The 21,513-nt window shown below is 69.7% G+C and carries 17 protein-coding genes; 7 read left to right on the plus strand and 10 right to left on the minus strand.

What is annotated here, in order from left to right; translation table 11 throughout:
- Nucleotides 1–142: 142 nt before the first annotated feature.
- Entirely contained in the window at nt 143–736 is a 594-nt protein-coding gene (locus tag HW130_RS25315; protein ID WP_218183961.1) for a TetR/AcrR family transcriptional regulator, read from the minus strand.
- 128 nt (nt 737–864) lie between these two features.
- Here HW130_RS25315 and HW130_RS25320 point away from each other — a divergent pair, with 128 nt between their 5' ends.
- On the plus strand, nt 865–1,950 hold the full coding sequence (locus HW130_RS25320; protein WP_177152002.1) for a DUF2855 family protein: 1,086 nt from the start codon (nt 865–867) through the stop codon (nt 1,948–1,950).
- 156 nt (nt 1,951–2,106) lie between these two features.
- On the plus strand, nt 2,107–2,268 hold the full coding sequence (locus tag HW130_RS25325) for a hypothetical protein (RefSeq protein WP_177152003.1): 162 nt from the start codon (nt 2,107–2,109) through the stop codon (nt 2,266–2,268).
- Nucleotides 2,269–2,550: 282 nt separating this feature from the next.
- Here HW130_RS25325 and HW130_RS25330 read toward each other — a convergent pair whose 3' ends face one another.
- Both HW130_RS25330 and HW130_RS25335 read right to left on the minus strand, forming a co-directional pair.
- Entirely contained in the window at nt 2,551–3,864 is a 1,314-nt protein-coding gene (locus tag HW130_RS25330) for an MFS transporter (RefSeq protein WP_177152004.1), read from the minus strand.
- Entirely contained in the window at nt 3,861–5,099 is a 1,239-nt protein-coding gene (locus HW130_RS25335) for an aminotransferase class V-fold PLP-dependent enzyme (RefSeq protein WP_177152005.1), read from the minus strand. Before HW130_RS25335 ends, HW130_RS25330 begins: the two co-directional genes overlap by 4 nt.
- Here HW130_RS25335 and HW130_RS25340 point away from each other — a divergent pair.
- Nucleotides 5,098–6,606, plus strand: coding sequence for a PLP-dependent aminotransferase family protein (locus tag HW130_RS25340; protein ID WP_256356327.1), 1,509 nt, complete (start codon nt 5,098–5,100; stop codon nt 6,604–6,606). The two genes, HW130_RS25335 and HW130_RS25340, sit on opposite strands and share 2 nt — an antisense overlap.
- Nucleotides 6,607–6,778: 172 nt before the next feature.
- On the opposite strand, the gene HW130_RS25345 is transcribed toward HW130_RS25340, so the two are convergent.
- Complete coding sequence (locus tag HW130_RS25345) at nt 6,779–7,372, minus strand: MBL fold metallo-hydrolase (protein WP_177152006.1); 594 nt, start codon at nt 7,370–7,372, stop codon at nt 6,779–6,781.
- 130 nt (nt 7,373–7,502) lie between these two features.
- On the opposite strand from HW130_RS25345, the gene HW130_RS25350 reads away from it, so the two are divergent.
- A complete protein-coding gene (locus HW130_RS25350) occupies nt 7,503–8,411 on the plus strand; it encodes a GlxA family transcriptional regulator (protein ID WP_177152057.1) in 909 nt (302 codons plus the stop codon).
- Nucleotides 8,412–8,887: 476 nt separating this feature from the next.
- Here the strand turns inward: HW130_RS25350 and HW130_RS25355 are convergent, their stop codons facing one another.
- Nucleotides 8,888–10,036: a low temperature requirement protein A gene (locus HW130_RS25355; RefSeq protein ID WP_309140569.1), complete on the minus strand. Its 1,149-nt coding sequence runs from the start codon at nt 10,034–10,036 to the stop codon at nt 8,888–8,890.
- 611 nt (nt 10,037–10,647) lie between these two features.
- Here HW130_RS25355 and HW130_RS25360 point away from each other — a divergent pair.
- Both HW130_RS25360 and HW130_RS25365 read left to right on the plus strand, forming a co-directional pair.
- Nucleotides 10,648–11,112: a group II truncated hemoglobin gene (locus HW130_RS25360; protein WP_177152008.1), complete on the plus strand. Its 465-nt coding sequence runs from the start codon at nt 10,648–10,650 to the stop codon at nt 11,110–11,112.
- 287 nt (nt 11,113–11,399) lie between these two features.
- Nucleotides 11,400–11,912 carry a hypothetical protein gene (locus tag HW130_RS25365; protein ID WP_218183967.1) on the plus strand — a complete coding sequence of 171 codons (513 nt, stop codon included), beginning with the start codon at nt 11,400–11,402 and terminating at the stop codon, nt 11,910–11,912.
- A gap of 261 nt (nt 11,913–12,173) precedes the next feature.
- Here the strand turns inward: HW130_RS25365 and HW130_RS25370 are convergent, their stop codons facing one another.
- The 5 genes from HW130_RS25370 to HW130_RS36795 form a co-directional block, all read right to left on the minus strand.
- A complete protein-coding gene (locus HW130_RS25370) occupies nt 12,174–12,626 on the minus strand; it encodes a hypothetical protein (RefSeq protein ID WP_218183962.1) in 453 nt (150 codons plus the stop codon).
- 434 nt (nt 12,627–13,060) lie between these two features.
- A complete protein-coding gene (locus tag HW130_RS25375) occupies nt 13,061–13,654 on the minus strand; it encodes a hypothetical protein (protein ID WP_177152010.1) in 594 nt (197 codons plus the stop codon).
- Between the two features lie 354 nt (nt 13,655–14,008).
- Nucleotides 14,009–15,526 carry a glycerol kinase GlpK gene (glpK, locus tag HW130_RS25380; protein WP_177152011.1) on the minus strand — a complete coding sequence of 506 codons (1,518 nt, stop codon included), beginning with the start codon at nt 15,524–15,526 and terminating at the stop codon, nt 14,009–14,011.
- Nucleotides 15,527–15,582: 56 nt separating this feature from the next.
- Entirely contained in the window at nt 15,583–16,428 is an 846-nt protein-coding gene (locus tag HW130_RS25385) for an MIP/aquaporin family protein (protein ID WP_177152012.1), read from the minus strand.
- 388 nt (nt 16,429–16,816) lie between these two features.
- The gene (locus tag HW130_RS36795) at nt 16,817–19,975 is read right to left on the minus strand and encodes an amidohydrolase family protein (protein WP_218183963.1); all 3,159 of its coding nucleotides are present in this window, start codon (nt 19,973–19,975) and stop codon (nt 16,817–16,819) included.
- Nucleotides 19,976–20,482: 507 nt separating this feature from the next.
- Between HW130_RS36795 and HW130_RS25395 the strand changes: the two genes are divergently transcribed.
- Complete coding sequence (locus tag HW130_RS25395) at nt 20,483–21,064, plus strand: protoglobin domain-containing protein (RefSeq protein ID WP_177152013.1); 582 nt, start codon at nt 20,483–20,485, stop codon at nt 21,062–21,064.
- Nucleotides 21,065–21,513: the final 449 nt, after the last annotated feature.

Here is a 21,513-nt window from a genome sequence, read left to right on the forward strand (position 1 = left end):
GGTCGGTCACCTCTCATCACTGATTAAGCGCTTGCTCACCATGTACTGGCGGTCAACCTTGCGGGTGCGCAGCGCCGCCGTCAACCACCGGCCGCGGCGGCCCCGCTATGAGTCGGATCACAGGGCGCGGCCGATGCCGGGCTCAGTCCTGCGGCATGCACAGCGCGTTCGTCCAGAGTCGGGTGACGGTCTCGACCAGCGTGTCGAAGGGCACGGACTCACCCAACGCGAAGGTCGCGTACGCCAGGCGACTGACCATCGCGCTCAAGGCTCGGGCGGTGATCTCCGGGTCCAGCTCCGGGTCCGCGAGGCCCGAGCGCTGCAGGCGGGCTATGGCGGCGGCGCTGCGGTCGATGAACACGCGCGACCGCTCCAGCCGCACGCGCACGAACTGCGGGTCGACGGCGGCGGCCTGCTCCATGGCGGCCATCAGGCCGGCGTTGCGGCGATAGGACTCCAGATAGGCGCGATTGGCCTCCTCGACCCCTCGCCACAGGCCCTTGCGCCCCCCGTCGCCGTCGTCGCCACCGCCGTCGCTGACCCCCGCATGCAGCATCTCGTCCTGCAGCCGCGCGAGGACGGCGGCGAACACGTCCTCCTTGGACGCGAAGTGCGTATAGAAACTGCCGGTGGCCACTTTCGCCTCGGCCGCGATGTCGACGATGCGGGCGTCCAGATAGCCGTCCCGCTCGAAGATCCGCCGGGCGGCGGCCACCAGGGCGTCACGGGTGCGCATGCCGCGCCGGGTACGCGTCGCGGCCGGCTGAGGCTGCGCGGGCTGATCGATTCCAGAGTCAGGAGAGGCCATGTGCGCATCCTAGCGGAGGATTGAATCCGAATCCGGATTCAAGTACGGTTCCGAACATGGACAACACCACCGCTGCCACCGCTTGGAACCTGCTCGTCCGCCGCGACGACCTGTCCACCGCGGAACTGACCGACGTCCCCGTCCCGCAGGTGCGGGACGGCGAGGCGCTGCTGCGTGTCGACCGGGTCGGTCTGACCGCCAACAACGTCACCTACGCCGCGCTCGGAGACTCGTTCCGCTACTGGGAGTTCTTCCCCGCGCCCCGCGCCGGCTGGGGCATCGTCCCCCTCTGGGGCTTCGCCGACGTCGTTGCCTCCCGGGCCGACGGCATCGAGACCGGCAGCCGCTACTACGGCTACTTCCCGTCGGCGAGCCACCTGCTGGTGCGCCCCGACCGCGTCGACGAGCGCGGCTTCCGCGAGGCCAGCCCCCATCGCCGACCACTGCCCCGGCCCTACAACGCCTACGCCCTCACCACCGGCGACCTCGCCTACGAGGCCGACCGGGAGGACCTTCACGTTCTGTACCGCCCGCTGTTCTGGACCTCCTTCATGCTGGCCGACTGGCTCGTCGACAACGCCTGGCTGGGCGCGAAGACCGTCGTCCTGTCGTCCGCCTCGAGCAAGACGGCCTACGGCGCCGCCCACCTGCTCAAGGGGCAGGGGTGCGAGGTGGTCGGCCTGACCTCCCCGCGCAACCTCGCCTTCACCGAGGGCCTCGGCTGCTACGACCGGGTGCTGACCTACGAGGACGTCTCCCGGCTCCCGCGCACGCAGACGCTGTACGCCGACTTCGCGGGCGACGAGCAGCTGTCCGCCCGGCTGGGCGCCCACCTCGGCGACTCCCTGGTGCACGAGGTGGTCGTCGGCATCACCAACCAGGAACCCGCGCCCGCCGGCACCCTTGCGGAGACGGGGCCGGGCATGTTCTTCGCCCCCGACCAGATGCGCAAGCGGATCGGCGACTGGGGGCGAGAAGGGCTGGACCACCGTTTCGCCGAGGCGTGGAAGGAGTTCCTGCCCGTGGCCGAGGGGTGGGTCGACATCGTGCACAGCGACGGCCCGCAGAGCCTCGAGCGGGTCTGGCACGAGGTCCAGTCGGGACGGACCTCGCCGCGCACCGGGCACATCATCACCCCGTAGCGATGGCCGCCGCGCTCGACGTGCGGCCCGTTGCGCACGACCGCCCTCACCCACCCCTCGAAAGGACGCCCATCGGCTTCGTCGCCTTGGACTGCGCCAAGCAGTACCCCCCGGGTTCCCCGCCGGTGACCTTGAGGAAGACGAAGCCGTCGGCCTTTGCGCAACTCAGGTGTCCTGGTCCGCCGCAACGCCGGCTACAACCGCTTCGGCCTCGTCATCGCGCGGACCCTCATCGAGCTGGGCTGGGAAGCGACGACAGCCATCGAGGCTGTACAGGCGGGAACGATCCCCCTTGGGCTGAACAACTCGCTCACCTGACCGGATCGAGGCTGAAGAACAAGCCCAGCGGCGGTGGAGCTCGGTACGCGGGCATGGCTGTATCGAATCTCGGGCGGCGGATGCCGGCGCAGCAGATCCCAGCTGGCGAACAGGTCTCGGATTCAGCGGCCCTTGATCCGCCGGAAGTCTCGGTGGTTTCGGTCACGCGAGAGGACCGCGCTGACGTGGAGGAACACATCTCGAATCCGCACCAGTGCAGCGCCGGGCGCGTTGTCGAAGGGCCCCACCGCTTGTGGTGGGGCCCTTCGGCGTTCTGGCGTCTCAGCCGGCGGCCTGCCCGTCCGGCGTCGTGACGGGTTCTTCCGGTGGCGTCGGCAGGCCCCGTAGTCGGCTCACCGGGGACAGGACAAGCGCGATCAGCACGGTGGCGGAGCCGATCGCCGCCACGGTCAATGCCCCTCGGGCGCCGATCCGGCCGGACAGCAGGCCCGCGAGCAGGCCGCCGAGTGCGCCGCCGCCGAACAGCAGAGTGCGGAAGACCGCCGTCATCCGGCCCATCATCGACTGCGGGGTACTGGCCTGGCGCAGGCTGACGATGATGACGCCGGCGACGCCGAGTCCGAGGTAGGTGGTGAAGAAGGAGAGGACGAACATCGCCACCATCACCGGCCGGGGGCCGGTGGCCAGGACGATCAGCGTCGGGCCGATGAGGAGGGCCGACTGGGCGACGAGGTAGACGAGGCCGAGCCGGAAGCGCCGGATGACCTTGCGGGAGATCGCCGCTCCGATGAGACCGCCCACGGAGGCAGTGGCGAAGATGCCGCCGAGGGTGGTCGCGTCCAGGTGCAGGTCGCGTGTTCCGTACAGCAGGAACATGGTCCACACGGCGACCATGGAGAAGTTGCAGCAGAACCCGATGAGCGCAAGGGACCGCAGGACCGGGTTCTTCAGGACCCAGCGCAGGCCGTCCCGGAGTTCGGTCGGCAGGTGCCGCCGTACGGCCGGAGGTTGAGGGCGGGGCTCGGGAGAGCGGATGAGCAGCAGTGAGACCAGGGACACCAGATAGGAGAACGCGTCGACGATCAGCGCCACCGGTGCGGTGAGGGCGCCGATCAGGACACCGGCGAGCCCGGGTCCCGCCACATCGGCCGCAGATGAGCTCATCCCCATCTTGGCGCCGGCCTCGACATAGTGCTTGGGGTCGCGCACCAGGGTGGGTACGTACGACATCCAGCTCACGTCGAACAGCACCGAGGCGACGCCGACGGCGCAGGCGATCACCAGCAGCGAGCCCATGTCGAGCACGCCCGTCCAGTACAGGACGGGGACGAGAGCCAGCAGGATCATCCGGACGAGGTTGGCGCCGAGCATGATCCGCCGCCGCCGGGCCCGGTCCACCCACACCCCGAAGACCAGGGCCAGCCCGAGGTACGGGAGGAGTTGCAGGAACCGCAGGATGCCGACCTGCTCGTCGGTGGCGTTGAAGGCGATGATGGCGGTCAGCGGCAGGGCGAGGTTGGTGATCTGGGTGCCGAGGAGCGAGAGGGTTTCGCCGAGCCAGAACCTGAGGAAGTCGCCGTTGCGCCACAGGCTGTCCGTGGACGGCTCCTCGGTGCGTGTCTGCGTGACGGTCATCGCCGTCCCCGGCCGGCGAGGTCCGCGATCGCGTCCGCGACGTGGTCCACCTCCTCCTCGGTGTTGTAGTAGTGCGGCGACAGGCGCAGGCACCAGTCGACGTCCTTGTCCCCGAAGTCGAACTGTGCGAACTCGCGGAAGCTGAGCGCAGAGTTGATGCCGCGGACGTCCATGGCCGCCTTGAACGGCTGCGGCTGCCAGCCCGCTACGCCGAAGGTGACGAGCGCGGCAAGACGCGGGCCGCGGTCGAGCACGCGCACCCCCGCGATCGGTGCGAGCCGGTCGCGCAGCCGGGCCGCGAGCGCAGGGGTGCGCTGCTCGATGGCCTCGATACCGACCTCGCGGGCATAGCGCGTCGCGGCGGCGCTGCCGAGCACCGTGGCGTACGGGAACTCCCACTCCTCGAACCGGGCCGCCGTCGCTACGGGCTCGTAGCCGCCCGGCTCGGTCCAGCGGGCGCCGTGCATGTCGATGAACAACGGTTCGTAGCCGGCGCGCAGGACACGATCGGACACGTACAGGAATCCGGAGCCGCGCGGGCCGCGGAGGAACTTGCGGCAGGTGGCGGTGAGGAGGTCGCAGCCGATCTCCTCCACGTCGATGACGAACTGGCCCACCGACTGGCAGGCGTCGACCAGGTAGAGCAGGTCCAACTCACGGCAGTGCCGGCCGATCTCGGCAATCGGCGAGACGAGGCCCGAGTTGGTGGGGACATGGGTGGCGGACACCAGGCGGGGGCGGTGGGTCCGCATCAGCGCGGCCATCGCCTCCACGTCGACCCCGCCCTCCGGGGTGTTGGGCGCGTGGACGATGCGTACGCCGAAACGCTTGCGCAGGGACAGGAAGGCGATCTGGTTGGAGATGAAGTCGTCGCGGGTGGTGAGGATGACGTCGTCGGCCTGGAACGGAATCGAGGACAGGGCGTTGGCGTAGGCGTGGGTGGCGCTTCCCGCAAAGGCGATGTTGTCGGGCCCGGTGTTGATGAGGGCGGCTGTCTCCGTGTAGAACGCGCGGACTTCGGCGGCCCGGGCGGCCGACGCCTCGTAACCGCCGATCCGGGCTTCGAGGTTCAGATGGCCGACCATCGCGTCCGTCACGGGCGCTGCCGGCAGTCCGCAGCCCGCGTTGTTGAAGTGGATGACGCTGCGGCATCCCGGAGTGTCGGCCCGCAGAGCGGCGACGTCCAGCTGAAGTGCTTCCCGACCAGCACCAGAAGCGCTACTGTGATCTCTCATGAACGACGGTAGCACTTCTGTGGAGTTGGCCGACAGTCTCCGAGCCCTGGTCTCCCGGCTGTCGCCCGGCGACCGGCTGCCGAGCAGCCGGGAGCTGATCAAGAAGTACCGGGTCGGACCGGCGACAGTGGCGCGAGCCATCGCCGCACTGGCCGCCGAGGGCGCGGTGGTGACCCGTCCGGGCAGCGGGACCTTCGCGGCGCAGCGGCTCCGCGACACAGTCGGCAGCAGCGACACGGATACCGACTGGCAGACGGTCGCCCTCACCGACCGCGCCGTCGACACCCACCTGATCGCCGACCCGCTCGGCCCGCCACCGGCCGGGACGATCACGATGGACGGCGGCTACGTGCACCGCTCGCTCCAGCCCACCGGGGCCCTGAGCGCGGCACTTGCGCGGGCGGCGCGCCGTCCGGACGTCTGGGACCGCGCCCCGGCCGGCGGCCTGACGGCCCTGCGCACCGTGTTCGCCCGCATCGTCGGCGGGAGCGTGGCGCCGCAGGACGTGCTGGTCACCGCCGGCGGGCAGAGCGCCCTGTCGATCGCGTTCCGGGCGATCGCCGGGCCCGGCAGCCCGGTCCTGGTCGAGTCCCCCACCTATCCCAGGGCCCTGGCCGCCGCCCGCGCCGCGGGGCTGCGGCCCGTTCCGGTACCGCTCGACGCCGACGGCCTGCGGCCCGACCTCCTGGCCGACGCGTTCGCGATGACCGGCGCGCGACTGCTGTACTGCCAGCCGACCTTCCAGAACCCGACCGGCACCGTACTGGCGCCCGAACGGCGCCGCCAGGTCCTCGACGTGGCGCGCGCCTCGGGCGCGTTCGTGCTCGAGGACGACTTCGCACGGCACCTGGGACACGGCGGCACCGTGCCGCGACCGCTGATCGCCGACGACCGCGACGGCACGGTCGTCCACGTCACCTCACTCACCAAGCCCGCCGCACCGAGTCTGCGGATCGGGGCACTGGTGGCCCGCGGACCGGTCATGGAACGCATGCGGGCGGTGCGCCTGGTCGACGACTTCTTCGTCACACGCCCGCTCCAGGAAGCCGCGCTGGAGGTACTCAGCTCCCCGACCTGGGAGCGCCACCTCCGCTCTCTCGGTACGGCGCTGCGGGAGCGGTGCGCCGTGCTGGCCGCCGCGGTCACCCAGGAGATCCCCGATGCGACCTTGGCCGGGATGCCCACGGGCGGACTGCAACTGTGGATTCGCCTGCCGCCGGGCGTGGACGACACCGTCCTCACCAGCGCCGCCCGGCAACGCGGCGTCGCCGTGAGCGCCGGCAGCCGCTACTTCGCCACCGAGCCGCCGGCCGCTCACCTGCGGATCGGGTTCGCCGCGACCGCCGACCACACCGAGCTGACGGAAGGCGCACGTCGACTGGGAACCGCGCTCACCGACCTCGACCCGAAGGACGGGCCGGGAGGCGGGACAGGCCTTGGTTCACAGAAGTCAACAGCTCCACCACGCCGAGCTCGTCAGCACGAAACGACACTCCATGATCAGTGACAACAGACGCCTCCCCCAGTGACAGCAAACCGCAGACTCGCAGGCTCTCAGCGCAGGACCGAAGCTCACGCAGGCCGTAATGACTGTTTGTCAGCGAAGTGCGATGACCGGGCAGTTGGTGTCGCCGAAGCCTGACCGGACGCAATTGCGCAGCCCACACCGGACAGAGCGGCTAGCGTGGCGTGGTGTCGTCGGCCCTGAACGGGCCGCCGTGGCCGGGCACGATCAGGTCCGCGGCGGTCAGCACCCTCAGCCGGGAGGCGCGCAACACCGCGCGGTCGGGGGCTACCGGGTCGTCCGCCGGGCCGTGCGCGTGCCACCACAGGTCACCGGCGAAGGCGACCACGCCCGAGTCCGTGCCCGCCAGCAGTGTGATGTCCTCGGCACTGTGGCCCGGAGTGCGGATCAGCCGTAGCGACGGGGTGAGTTCGTAACCCTCCGCATCCCGGTTCCTCCACTGATCACCGAGGTACTCCACGTTGTGGTCGTGCACCCGGGCCCGTCCGAACAGGCCCACGTTCATGGTGTTGTCCGGGTGGTGGTGGCTGAGCACCACGTCGGTGATGTCGTCGGGGCCGAGCCCCAACTCCTCGAGCGGGGCGAGGATGCGGTCACGACTCGCCACCATGCCCGGGTCGAAGATCACATGCCGGCCGGCGTCGGACACGTAGGAGACGGTGGCGGCGACTCCGGGGCCGGTGGAGCCGACATATCCGGTGGTCAGGATCGTGTACACGGCGCTGCGGCCGAGCGGTGCGTCTGTCATGGCCTCAATCCTTCCGGGCAGGCCGATCGTTCACGAGTGGCACAGCTGCCGCTGATCGCAGGATTAGTGCCACACTGCACGTGTGCCCCCCTTCGTGACCGTCGCCGCGTACACCCCGCCCGGAGTCGGCATGCTCGCCGTCGGCATCGTCACCGAGGTCTTCGGCCCGCACGGCGAGACACTGCCCGGCTTCGACTTCGCCCTGTGCACCGACCGGCCCGGGCCGGTCCCCACTGACCTCGGCGTGCCGCTCACCATCACGCACGGCCTGGATCGGCTCGCCTTGGCCGATCTGGTGATCGCCCTGCCATGGGCCGGCTTCCGCACACCACCCGCTCCCGCCGTGCTCGATGCGCTGTCGACCGCACACGAGCGCGGCTCACTGGTCGCGGCCCACTGCGTCGGCGCTTTCGCGCTCGCCGCCGCCGGACTGCTCGACGGCCGGCGGGCCACCACCCACTGGCGGTTCGCCGAACTGCTCGCCCGCCGCCACCCCGACGTCATCGTCGAACCCGACGCCCTCTACATCGACGAAGGACGCATCATCACGGGCGCGGGAGCCGCCGCGGGCTTCGATCTCTGCCTGCACCTGCTGAGGCGGGAGTACGGAGCCGCGATGGCCAACGCTGTTGCCCGGGACGTGGTGCTGCCCTCCCACCGCGACGGCGGGCAGGCGCAGTACCTGGCCTCCCCTGTCCCCGAAGACTGCCGCGACGAGCGCCTCGCCGAGGTACTCGCGTGGGCCCGCGAGAACCTCCATGAGCCGCTTCCCGTCGCGGAACTGGCCCGGCGTGCCGTGATGAGCAAACGCTCCTTCGCCCGTCGCTTCACCGCCGCGACCGGCACCACCCCCCACGCCTGGCTGCGGAGCCTGCGCCTGAGCAGCGCCGAGGAACTCCTGGAGACCACGGACCTGCCGGTCGAGGAGATCGCCCACCGCGTCGGATACGGAAGCGCGGCCGTCCTGCGCGAACAGTTCGTGCGCCGCCGGGGAGTGCCGCCCCGCTCCTACCGCCGCTCCTTCACCAACACGCCGTAAGGGGACGGGCGCTCGTCCACGCGCCACTCCCCGCAGGCCCCGCAGCCGGGCGGCAGTCAGGCACCGTCGGCGGCCGGCGTGCACGGCCGCCGGATCGGAGGCCGACGAGCTCGTGCATGGTTGCGGTCGGCGCGTCGTGAGGTGTCGTTCCGCCCAGTGTTCACATGCGCTGACCGGCCCCGAGAGGTGGCGGTCTGCTGGTGTGACAGCAGTCCGGCGATGGCTTGGACGGTGTCGGTCATGTGCGCGCGGCGGCCGTGGTGGCGGGCGGCGCACGCCCCGAGCGCCCGGCGCCGCGGCCTCGACGAGAGCGAGGCCTGGTGCCGCTCGTGCCACAACGGGCTGACACCGGCGACGAGTTCAGCAATCACATCCGGCGACAAGCCCGTGATCCGCCGGCTCCGGATCATTGCTGCACGCGCATGAGTCCCCCCACCACGAAAACCATGATCCACCGCCCACCATGCACGAGCTCGTCAGGCGGGCGTACGAAGAGTCCCGCCCGTCCTCCGGCTGTAGCGGACCGCCCCTCCCGTCACCCCGGCCGCCAGCAGCCCCAGGGCGAGCAGTGCGGGGATCAGGACGACCACCACGCCCGCGCACAAGCAGGCCAACCCTCCGATCGCCAGGCCCGCGGACCTGCGGCCGTCGGTGCGCAGCAGGATCGCCGCCGCCGCCAGCAGGAACACGCCCACTCCCCCGGCGAGCGCCCAGGCCACCAGCCCGTGCAGCGGCTCGGACAGGTCGTAGTGCTTGCTGTCGGCGACCTGGTGGAGCGCCTTCTTCATGCCCAGCGCAGTGAGTACGACTCCCGCGACGAGCGGCAGGTGCAGGAAGGTGTAGACGTCGCGTGCCAGCCGCGTGCGGGCGTCGCCGTGCAGCGTGGTCAGCCGGTGCTCGGCCCTCTCGCTGATCTGCCGGAAGTACAGTCGCCACAGTCCGGCGACGACCATCACCCCGGCGGCTGCCGCAGCCAGCACCGGCACGGAGACGGGGAGGCCGGAAACGCCCACTCCGATCGCGACGATCGACTCCCCCAGGGCGATGATCACGATCAGGCCGTGCCGCTCGGCAAAGTGCGCGGGCGACGCCACCCGCCAACCCGACGCTCCCGTGACGTAGATGCCGCAGTAGTCGATCAAGACCGCGCCCAGCCAGACCAGGGTCTGCGCGACGCCGGTAAGGGTGCTGCCGACCAGAAGCAGTACGAAGGGCGGTGCAACGGACAGCAGCGCGGTCCGGCGCAGTGTGGCATGGAGTGCGTCGTCACCGGGGCTGGAGATCCAGTAGGAGACCAGGTGGAGGAGCCGGACCGCGCCGTAGCAGAGTACGAACACCAGCGGCGCGTACAAGCCGCCGGACAAGTCCGCGTACACCTCCGGCACGGTCAGTGAGACGACCAGCACGACCACCATCACCGCGACCAGCACGGTGAACATCGCGCCGGAGTCGGCCCGCACCACATTGCCCAGCCAGGCGAAGCAGCACCAGCACCACCACAGCAGGGCAAGCACCACGGTCGCGCCGAGCAGCCGCAGTGGCGTCGGGTCGGCCGCCATCAGCGCGGTGACCTGTGTAATCGCGTACACGAACACCAAGTCGAAGAACAGTTCAGCGGGCGTCACCCGATGACTGTCATCGGTGGCAATCATTCGGGAACGTTCTCTGCCTGTCGCCACAGCCTCTCCCCCTCCGCATACGGCGCCCTGTGCGGCCGAACACGCGCGGAACGATACCTATCCGATCCGTGCCACCGTCGTTCGAGGTCACGCCACGGACGCTGCAGCAGCGGCCTCTTGAGCCGCACCAGCCACCGCCGGTACGCCACCTGACGCAGGGCCGCCTCGCGGTACGCCGCCTCCAGCGCCGCGTACACCGTCTCGTACAGCTCACGCTCCCGTCCGGGAACAGGGCCGTACCAACTGCCGCACCACTCACCTGACTCCGGGGCACAGCGGACGGAATGGGAGCGCGGCCCCGTCACCTCCTGCCGGAACGCCTGCCCGGACGCCCGGGAACGCGCCCGGGTGGAACCCTGTGGCCAACGGTCCGGCGGCCGCGATCGCCGCGCTTTTCTTGCCCCTTCCCGCGCTCCACCGGAGGACAGGGGCTCCCCGCCGGGGGGCTGGGCGCCCTTCCGCCGAGAGCAGAAACGCTTGGGCCACCCGCCGTGCCGCGGCAATCCTGGGACGGAGCACCACTTTGCAGCACCACTCCATACGAAAGAGGTGTCGTCATGAGCGGGCCCGACGGGCGTCCCGAGACGTTGTACGAGGCCGTGGGCGGCACGAACGCGCTGCGCAGGCTGAGCAACACTTTCTACGAGGCGGTCCTCGCCGATCCGCTGCTCGCCCCCGTCTTCGCCGACTTCACCTCCACCCATATCGAGCATGTCGCCGTCTGGTTGGCCGAGGTCTTCGACGGACCTGCCGACTTCACCGCCGCGCTGGGCGGCCACCAGAGGCTGCTCCGGGTACACCTCGGGCTCTCGATCACGGAGGAGCAGCGGCTGCGCTGGATGGAGCTGATGACCGAAGCGGTGGAGAAGGAGCTGCCGGACGACGACGTGCTGCGCCGCCGGGTGGTGGAGTACTTCGACTGGGGTACGAAGATCGCCCGCGAGGTCTCCGCGGACCCGGCCGGCACGGACCTCGGCGACCCGGGTCCGACCCCGCGATGGGGCTGGAACGGCGTGCGCTGAGCCGCGGCGGACCCGGCCGGGGCGAGGCAGGTCGGGGCCGGGCCCGCAAAGTCGTCAAGGAGCCGGGGATTCTTACATGGGCCGCCAGGCCGACACAGGCGGTCATGCGAGTGCCGCAACCGCTCGTGGAGCTCCTCGGACTGTTCCCTGACCTCGTCGACGTGCACGCCTGGCGTTTCAAGGACGGATGAGGGCCCACCGCCGGCGGCCGTCGCCGTTACGGGGTTCTGCCTCGGGAATGTGCTGGCCGATTGAGCTGATGGCCGCAAGACTCGGTTGCTGTGAGCATGGGGATCTCTGGTTTCGAGCCGTCCTTCCTGGTCGGGATCGACGCGATTCGGGAGGCGCACGGGACACGCCTGGCGGCGCTTGTCGGCCGGCGGCTGACGGGGCTTGCCCTCGTGCGTTTCGCCGAGGACGGGGAGTGGTTCGCCGACTGCCCGGTGGTCCTGGACTTCGATGGCATCCAGGCGGAGCTATGCCACTGGAAGCTCGACGAGCTCTCGATCGGCTGGGACACGATCGACACCGCGGCGATGATCACTGGATGGGAGTGGTCGGAGTTCACGCCCGAGTGGTCGCGCAGCGACAAGCGGCTCGAACCGTTCGTCGACCAGGAGTTGCGCGAGGTCACGCTTCTCGATTGGCGGCCATCAGGCCCTGACCTGGCAGCTGGAACTGTAGCGGTGGAGTTCGTCTTCGATGCGGGACGCCTCCGTATCGCCAACGGTCTCGACGAGAACTGCATCGAGGTAGATGCCGCCCAGTCGGCCAACGTCCGGCACCGGCTGGGCCGTTGAGCACTGCTTCTCTGACGGCTTCCAGTCGATCTGCCGGCAGCAGTGTCGCCTGGCCCAAGGCACCCATCTGCTCCGCCACAGGCTGGCACCATGGTCAGCGCGCTGGAGCACGGACAGGAGTCCGGGGCCCACCTCGGACCCCACGAGCCCCTCGTCGTACACCTCCACCGCGCGCACATCGTCCCGGCGGCGACGCGTCACGCAGCGGCACGGACGCGACCGCGCAGACCGGCCCCGCGTAGGAACGCACCTCGCCGTCCGTCAGTCCCACAGCCTGTACGTCACCTCGGGCGGCATGTGCTCGGGCCTGCTGCCGGGGAAGCTGAGGTGGAGCTGCCCGTACCGCTGCTGATCGGGGTTCTTCTCCCACCCCTCCGGGCGCTCGAACCTGACGTTCACGGGATACGAGTGGAACGTGCCCGCGGCGCAGTAGGGCTTGCAGTCGTTGACCACGTTCAGCCCGGTGGCCACAGCGGACGTCGGCCCCCACGACGACCACGTGAGTTCGGTCAGCCCACTGTTGCCGTCCCCGCAGGCGATCAGGAACTCGCGCGGGCGCACCTGCGCCTTCATGAAGCAGTCCACGACCACGACCTGGTCACCGGGCTGTGCCGCCACGGAGGGGGACGCCGAGGCGGTTGCCGGTGCAAGGCCTACTGCGAGCGACGTCGCGGCAAAGATCACGGCCGCGGTCCTCAGCTTTCGTCTCTTCATGTCTGCTCCCAGCCGTCTCTCCCCGAGCCACCTGGCCCAACGCCCACACGCACCTCTACCGCCCAGCGCGCCCCACACCTCGCAGCGCATCCCGACAGGCGCTCCCGACCCCTTCGAACGGCTGCTCCTGTATCGACGCTACGACCGCACCGGAGGACCCACCACTTAGGCCTGGGACTCCTGTCCGCGATCCAGCGCGCTGACCATGGAGACCCCGTACTTCGCCCCGTGGTCCACGGATGGGAGTCCCGGGCCTGTACCAGGCAACCGACTCACTCGAGGACTTCGAGGCTGTGCCTGACGCCCCGGGCGGATCAGGGCCTGCGGGCTGACACCCGACCGCCGCACGGTGCCGTAGCGCTGTCCACGACGGGTGGCGACGTCATCGACGCCCAGCACCCACCGGCGTGAGACTGGGACTGGGGCAGCTCTTGTCATGCGGCCGCCGTGGCTGAAGGGCGCTGAACGTCCAGGACGACCGCCGTTCCGGCGACCGTCCGGTCCTCATGCATGGTGATCACTTGACCGGTCCGAAGGTGCTGCCACTTCGACGGGCAGAGTGGGGCGAGACGCACCGTGGCCCGCCCGCCAGGCTCCATGAACGGCACGAACTCCACCCAAAGCCTGGCAATACAGAGGTCCGGTTCGTCTGTCGCGGTTCGACGCCCGATGTTCCACATCGGTCGAAGGACGCCGGCTCCCGAGAAGGCTGTCTGTCGGCGGGCCGCCTCGGCAGGTGTGAGGGTGAGGTCGGCTCGGATGACGCCGTGTCGGGTTTCGTAGCAGCGCCAGTGGCACCAGGCCGCGCTCCTCGCCAGCCGCATCTGCTCGGCGGCGATGGCGAGGGACTGCCAGAAGGTGAGCGGAAGCGGGTGGACATCACCGACTTCCTCCAGCAGACCGAGAGCCACTTCCCACTCGTCGTGGGTGAGGTACTCCCAGACGTCGTTCACCGTGATGTCGTTCTCGGTGGCGATCTCTTCCGGGACCAGCAGGGAAGCTGCTTCCAGCAGCCTGGGGACGTCCATGCCCAGATTCTGGACGATGGTCTGCTTCTGCGGGCCGGCACGCCTCCCGGTCGCAGGCGCCGGTCAGTGATGCCAGTGTTCCTCGATGCGGCCGCCGCCGGGCTGACGTATCAGCGCGAGGGAGCCGGTGTGCAGGCAGACCATGTCGTTGTTCCGCGTTGCGGCGAGTTCGTGGTCGGTCCACAGCAGAACGCCGGCCGAGTCCGTGTCAGACGGGTAGCAGCCGTACAGCCTCGTGTTTGACCGCCCCGCCGCCAGTGCACTTCTGGTTGCGGGGCGGTACCCGTTGCGGTCCAGAGCACGTCGGGAAGGGTGCTTTGGGACGTACCCGAGGCCCAGTCGCGGGCGGCGGGTCTATTCCACCTTGGCCCAGTCGAGCGTTCGCTCCACCGCCTTCTTCCAGCCCGCGTATCCCTCCGCGCGCTGCTCCTCGGACCATTGGGGCTCCCAGCGCTTGGATTCCTGCCAGTGGGTACGCAGTTCATCCGTGTCCCGCCAGAACCCCGTGGCAAGACCTGCCGCGTACGCGGCACCCAGCGCGGTCGTCTCGGCGACGACGGGCCGGCTGACCGGTACGCCGAGGACATCCGCCTGGATCTGCATGCACAGGTCGTTGGCCGTCACACCGCCGTCGACCCTGAGTACGTCCAGGTGGACGCCAGAATCCTGCTCCATGGCCTCCACCACGTCGCGGCTCTGGTAGCAGATGGCTTCCAGAGTGGCCCGCGCCAAGTGGCCGCCATCGTTGTACCGGGCGAGACCGACGATCGCGCCGCGGGCGTCGGAACGCCAGTACGGAGCGAACAGGCCCGAGAAGGCGGGGACGAAATAGATGCCGCCGTTGTCCTCGACCGTGCCGGCCAGACGCTCGCTGTCGGCGGCGTCACTGATGATCTTCAGCTGGTCGCGCAGCCATTGCACCGCGGACCCGGTGACCGCCATGGAACCCTCGAGGGCGTAGATCGCGGGATTTTCGCCGAACTGGTATGCCACGGTGGTCAGAAGGCCGTGTTCGGAGCGGACCAGTTCGGTGCCGGTGTTCAGGACCAGGAAGTTGCCGGTGCCGTAGGTGTTCTTGGCCTCGCCGGGTGCGTAGCAGACCTGCCCGACGGTTGCCGCCTGCTGGTCGCCGAGCATCCCCGTGATGGGAATGGCGGCCCGCAGCGGCCGGGAGGTGCGGGTCACACCGAACGCCTCTCGGTGGGAGGACGGGTTGATGGTGGGCAGCATCGACCGCGGGATGTCGAAGAACCCGAGCAACTCGTCGTCCCAGTCGAGGGTTTCGAGGTTCATCAGCATGGTGCGGCTGGCGTTGGTCACGTCGGTGGCGTGGATGCCGCCGTCGGGCCCGCCCGTGAGGTTCCACAGCACCCACGCGTCGGTGTTTCCGAACAGGGCGTGGCCCTGGTCCGCGGCCTCGCGGACACCGTCGACGTTCTCCAGGATCCACTGGATCTTGCCGGCCGAGAAGTACGTCGCCGGCGGCAGTCCCGCCTTTCGGCGGATCACCTCGCCCCGGCCCGAACGCTCGAGGGCGGCCGCGATGGAGTCGGTGCGGGTGTCCTGCCAGACGATGGCGTTGTAGTACGGACGGCCGTTGCGGGGGTCCCAGACGACGGTCGTCTCCCGCTGGTTGGTGATGCCGATCGCCGCCAGGTCGTCCGGCGACAGGTTCCCGTGCCGGAGTGCGTTCTGGATCACCGAGTTGGTGCGTTCCCAGATCTCCACCGGGTCGTGTTCGACCCAACCCGACCGAGGGAGTATCTGGGCGTGCTCCAGTTGGTGCCTCGCCACCTCGTTGCCGACGTGGTCGAAGATCATGAACCGGGTGCTGGTGGTTCCTTGGTCCACCGCGCCGACGAAGTCCGCCATGGCATCTCGCCTCTTCTCCTGGATGGACTGGAGTGACCGGGCTCACGCGAGGCCTGTCACCCCTCGGGGGTGGGAACTCGTCCGGGCGGCTCCGGCTCCGCGGTCGGCAGGAACCGGCCGACGAAGAACTTGTAGATGAAGGCTCCGAGGAGACCGCCGATCAGCGGTCCGACGATCGGCACCCAGAAGTAGAAGTTCCCGTACTGATCTCGCCACGCTCCGCCGTATCCGGTGAGGAAGCTCGCCAGCCTCGGACCGAAGTCACGGGCGGGGTTGATCGCGTAGCCCGCGTTGGTGCCCCAGGCCATACCGATGCCCACGACGACCAGGCCGATGATGAACGGTGCCAGATTGGCGCCCGGGGGTGTGTTCAGCAGGTCGGTGATCGCCAGGATCAGCAGCAGCAGGATCGCAGTGCCGATGATCTGGTCCCGGAACGCGCCCCACTCGTAGACCGGCAGATTCGTGTTGCCGTTGGCGGGCAGCGTCGAGAAGACACCTTGCGTCTTGATGGTGTGGCCGGGGTCCGCCTTCGCCAGCGCCTCGGTGTAGTTCCACCGCACCAGCAGCGCCGCCACGAAGGCACCCGCCGTCTGGGCCAGCGCGTAGGGCGCCACCTTGCTCCACGGGAAGCCCTTGAACGCGGCAAGGGCCAGTGTCACCGCGGGATTGAGGTGAGCACCACTCAGCCGTGCTGCCACATAGACGCCCAGGGTGACGCCGAGGCCCCATGCCCAGGCGATGCTGTCGTGGTCACCGAGACCGCCCGCGGGGTCCGTGAGCGCTCCGCCCGCGGCCACTTGGGCAACCACGCCACAACCGAAGAGGATGAGAATCATGGTGCCGAGGAACTCGGACGACATTTCGCCGACCAACCCCAGCCTTTTGAGCCGCTCAGCCATGTGAGCCTGCTTCCTGCCGGCTCTCTCGACCGGCCCGTCGCTCGGCCCCCGAGTGATCCAGGATCATCGTAAGTGGGTCCGCGGAAGTCCGCGCGCCAAAGCGCTTCACCTGGCTGCCGATCATGGCAGCGACCGGCTTCGCCCGGGGCTCCACCGCACCACCGAGCAGATCTGGGCGCAAGCGCATGGCGGTCCCAGCAGGTCCACGACCTGTTACGCGACAAGACCCGCCGAGCCCACGGCCGCAGCCCGCAGTCGACCGCGGCCGTGATCGACGCGCAGAGCGTGAGAACCTCGGCAAACGTGGTCCAGGCCGGCCAGGGCATCGACGCCGGGCGGTGACCGCCCGGCCGGTCACCGGGTCCGGCGCCGGCCGGTGGGCGAGACCTCACCCGCTGCAGCAGGCGTGCCGTGCCTCCTCGACGTACTCGTGCCCGTGCCACCAGAAGGGGCTGTTGGCCGGATGGTCGGGGACGGGAGCCAGCACGGCGTTGGCCCTCCGCTTCCCGGGGACGGCATCAGACGTGCGGTCGAACGGCCGCATCAGCGAGTCGACGGTGTGCGCGACCCCCGACACCAGCACCTGTTCGACGTTGGCGGCGTCCTTGATGTCGGCGAAGGGATCCCCGTTGATCACGGCGAGGTCGGCGTACATCCCGGGTTCGATCCTGCCCAGGTCCTCGCCCAGGGTTCTGCCCGCCAGGCTGGTCGCGGTCACCAGGGCTTCGTACGAGGTGAAACCGTAGGCGACCATTGCGCGCAGGTTCATGTGCAGGCTCACCGCGGCGTGGTCGATCGGCGCGTCGGTGCCGAGGACGATCCGGCCGCCTCTCCGGAAGATCTGCAGGGCCTGCCGGACCTGTGCCCGGAGGTTCTCGCGGCGCGCCGTCTGGTCGGTCCCGCCGGCGGCATCCGCGGCGGCCCGCAGCGCAGACATCCGCCACGGCGGATTGAGTGTCTGCACGCGGTGGTCCTCGACCAGGGACCTGTCCTCCCGGTACAGGGTCGTCGAGCCGAAGAGGGTCGGTGTCCGAGCCATGTCCGAAAACACGAACAGGTCCGTGACGTCGTCGTACGCCGTGCCGAGCGGCGTCACGGTGCGCGAGTAGCCGAATCGGTTCGTGGCGCCGGTGTGTTCCATCGCGTCGCCGCCGAAGGCGGCGGCCGGATAGTGGTAGTGCGAGGTGACCGGGATCCCGATGTCGTGCGCGAAGGCGACGACCTGTTTGTGCCACACCACCGGCAGGCGGACGTAGCACTTCACGAGGTCGTACTCGAGGCTCTTCGCGCGCTCCAGCTCGAGCTTCAGCTGTGCGTCGGTGAAGGTGGGGCGCATGAAGTTGTAGTAGATCCGGGGGCCGTCGACGGCCTCGCCCGTCGCGAAGTACCTCGGTGCGATCCGGGCGCCGGACCGGGTGGACTCGCGCTCCTCGACCATGTGGTAGGCGGGGCTTCCCGGAGACCTCGTGGTCGTCACCCCGAGCGAGAGCCAGAGCCGGCCCTGCCGGTCGCCGTAGGCGTAGCCCTGCATCTCCCTGTGGTGGTGCATGTCGATGAGCCCGGGCATCACCAGCCGGTCACGCGCGTCGACCAGTCGGCCCGCCCGGCCCGCGGCGTGCGGTGCGACCGCCGTGATCCTGTGCCCTTCGACGACGATGTCCACGTCGCGCCGGATCTCCTCGCGGACGCCGTCCCACATCCGGCCCGCGTGGATCACGGTGCGCGCGGGCGGTACGACGTTGGTCCAGGTGAGCGGCACGGCCACGGTGCGCGGAGGTCCGCCGTTCGCCGGCACGAGGCGCAGCCGGCCGTTGTTGAGGTAGAGGAGCTGCTGCGAGTCCGCACTCCATGACGGGGCGTCGCTCACCTCGTCGGTGATCTGCCGGGGTTCCCCGGTGGGCGTTCCGTCCTCGGTGACGTCCACGGTGTACAGGACGCTCGCGACGGCGAAGGCCATCCGGGTCCCGTCGGGCGACCAGACCGGTCCGTCGTCCCCCCGGGTCTGGATCGAGCGGCCGGGCACGGCCTCGACGTATCTGCCCTGCCCCGTGGTCCGGTCGACCAGGAGGATCTGGCTGAGTCCTTCGCGGAATCGCGCCGAGTACGGCTTCACCGCGGCGAGTGCGATCGTTTCGCCGTCGGGCGACCAGGTCGGCCTGCCCGGCTCGAAGGTCGCGGTGAAGATCTGCCGTACGTCGCCGCTCGCCACGTCGACGGTCCACAGGGCGCCGTCCTGGTCCAGGAAGGCGATCTCCTTCCCGCTGGGCGACCAGGCCGATGACAGCGCCGCCCTGGCTCCGAGGTCGGTCAGTTGCCGGTCCCGCCCCGATTCCAGGTCCCTGATCCAGATGTCGAGCGTCCCGCCCCGGTCGGTCGAGTAGGCCAGGCGCCCGCCGTCGGGGGACCAGGCGGGATCGCACTTCCACCAGTGGTCCTTGGTGAGGGCCTGCGGCGCACGGCCGATCCTCATGACGTAGATGTCGTTGAGCGCGCGGAACGCGACGCGCTCACCGTCGGGCGACAGCACGGGGCTTCCGATCCCGCGCACCGGCTGGGGCCGCGTGCTTTCGAAGTCCGTCCGGCGTCTGGTGTACTTCGCCGGTGTGGTGGTGACGGCGGCCGAGAAGCCGACGGTCTTCGTGCCCGGGGCGGTGAGCGACCGCACGTGGATCTCGCCGTTCGCCGTGTAGAGGAAGCGCTCGTGGTCGAGCCACGAGACGCGGAAGGGGAACGTCTCCTCGTCGTCCACGAGCGGGGCCTTCGACATCATGAGGTCGCACCGGCCGTCGTGCGTCAGGTGGTGGACCACGTCGGCCCCGTCGGGGGTCCACTCCGGCTGGTGGATCACCTGGCCGGCGGGCACGGTGAGGCGGGTGCTGCGCGCTCCGGTCACGCGGTCCACGACGTCGATGCGCGTGTTGCCCACCACGAAGGCCACCTGGCTGCCGTCCGGGGACCACGCCGGCTCGTACTCCTCGCCCGGTCCGTCGACGAGCACGTCGACGCGTCCGCTGCCGACGTCGTACTGATGGATCGCGTAGCTGCCCGTCGCGTCGCCCGAGAACAGGATCGTGCGCCCGTCCGGCGACCAGCGCGGCTCCCGGTGGTCGAAGGGGCCCGTGGTCAGCTGCCGCAGCCTGCTGCCGTCGCGCCGTACCGTCCAGAGGTTGAAGACGCCGTCGCGGTAGGACTGGAAGACCAACTGGCTGCTGTCCGGGGACCAGTCGGGCTGAGCGATGTCGAACAGGTCACTGGTCAGCCGCCGCGCCTGTCCGCCCGAGGCCGGCAGCACCCACAGCACGCCCAGCAGGTCCATGGCGATCCACCGGCCGTCCGGAGAGAGCCGCGCCCCGAACGTGGTACCCGCACCCAGCCGCAGCCCGCCGTCGCTGCCGGTCCGGGGAACAGCCGCGCCGGCGCTCCGGCCGGCGAACGACGTCATCACCGCGGCGGCCCCGGCGCCTGCCAGGAATCTGCGACGGGTGACCGGGGCCGGCCGCCGGCCGGGCTCGGCATCAACCGGTGATTTCGCGGAATTCGCTTCCACAGCACATCCCTTCAGCTCACACGGCAGGACGCCCGGCAGTGCGACGCCCCGCCACATGAGTTGCCTGCCGCACCCGATGGTTTACCCGGCAGCGGCTGCCGCTGCGGAGCGCCACGTGACCTGCCGGCGGTCGACAAGGCCACCAAGTGCGCCCGGGTCACTGTGTGGGGTAGGCGTCGAGCGACTGAAGCGACCGCCCCGGCGACGATCAGAGCCACGCCCGCGGCGAGCCCGAGCAGTCCCACAGCAGCGCGATCCTTCGGATTCGCGTAGGCCTGACGCAGACGCTGCGGACGAATCGTCGCCCCGTCCGGGCCGGCCTTCGACGGCCCGGCGTCAGACCCAGCGACGACCCGGCCGCCTGATCACCTGACCACCTGAGGCACGCATCGCCATGTCAGGAGGCGTCAATAGGTCGTCCGACACGCTGCAACTGGGTGGCTGTTCTCCATCCCCTGTGTGACAACGCATTCAATAGGACCACGACGGACATGAGAGGTGATCCGCATGACCACGCAACCACCAGCCGGTTACGCCTACGGCTCCACTCCGCCCAGTCCCGTCTCGAGGGATGAGCTGGCCAAGCTGGAAGCGACTGTTCTGTTCACCGCCGATGACGTGCAGGACCTGCGCATGGCGGGAGAGGTGCTGGAGGACCAGGTTGAGGACATCCTGGACGTCTGGTACGGATTCGTGGCCTCGCATCCGCACCTCGTAGCCTATTTCGCCACCCCGGACGGAAGCGTCCTGGACGATTACCTGGCGCGTGTACGGCAGCGATTCGGCCAATGGATCATGGACACCTGCCATCGTCCCCACGACGAGGAGTGGCTCTCCTACGCGCACGAGATCGGACTCCGCCACACACACGACAAGAAGAACCGAACCGACGGAGCCGCATCCGTACGTCATATCCCCCTGCGCTACATGGTGGCGTTCATCTACCCAATCACTGCCACGATCCGCCCGTTCCTGGCGAACAAGGGCCACGACGAAGGGACTGTGGAGCGCATGTACCAAGCTTGGTTCAAGTCGGTGACGCTGCAGACCGCGCTGTGGCTCCAGCCGTACGCCGCCGACAAGTGGTGATCGAAACCGTCGTCCGTGCCAAGAACCGAAGCCGTGTGCGGCATGGTGCGGGCCCGACGGCATCGAACAGACCCATCAGCAGGTCGTCGGCGCCCCAGGGTTGGCTCGGTCCTGGACGAGCAGGTACCCGCCTGGGCAGCAGACTCGAGCGCCGGGGCGCACCGCTCGATGTCATCGAGGACGATCAGGTCAGTGACGTCATCGAAGCCCTCGGGGGCGCCGGCGAGCAGCCGTGACCTGTCCGCAGTTCCCAGCCCCGGTCCCGACTCGGCGGCATTCCCCTGCTCGCAGCGGGTTGCCGGCCCCGTGCGCGGAGCACTGTGCGGGCCACGACGCCGCCCCATGGGCGCGCAGCGCCGCGAGCCGAAGGAAACGGCGACACAGATCACGTGGCCGCGCCCGGCACTGCGTCTGCGGCTGACGATAGGGTCGGCGGGCTCCTGCCCCGA

Origin of the sequence: Streptomyces sp. PKU-EA00015 (genome assembly GCF_013387495.1) — a bacterium.
In the GTDB taxonomy this organism is placed as follows: domain Bacteria; phylum Actinomycetota; class Actinomycetes; order Streptomycetales; family Streptomycetaceae; genus Streptomyces.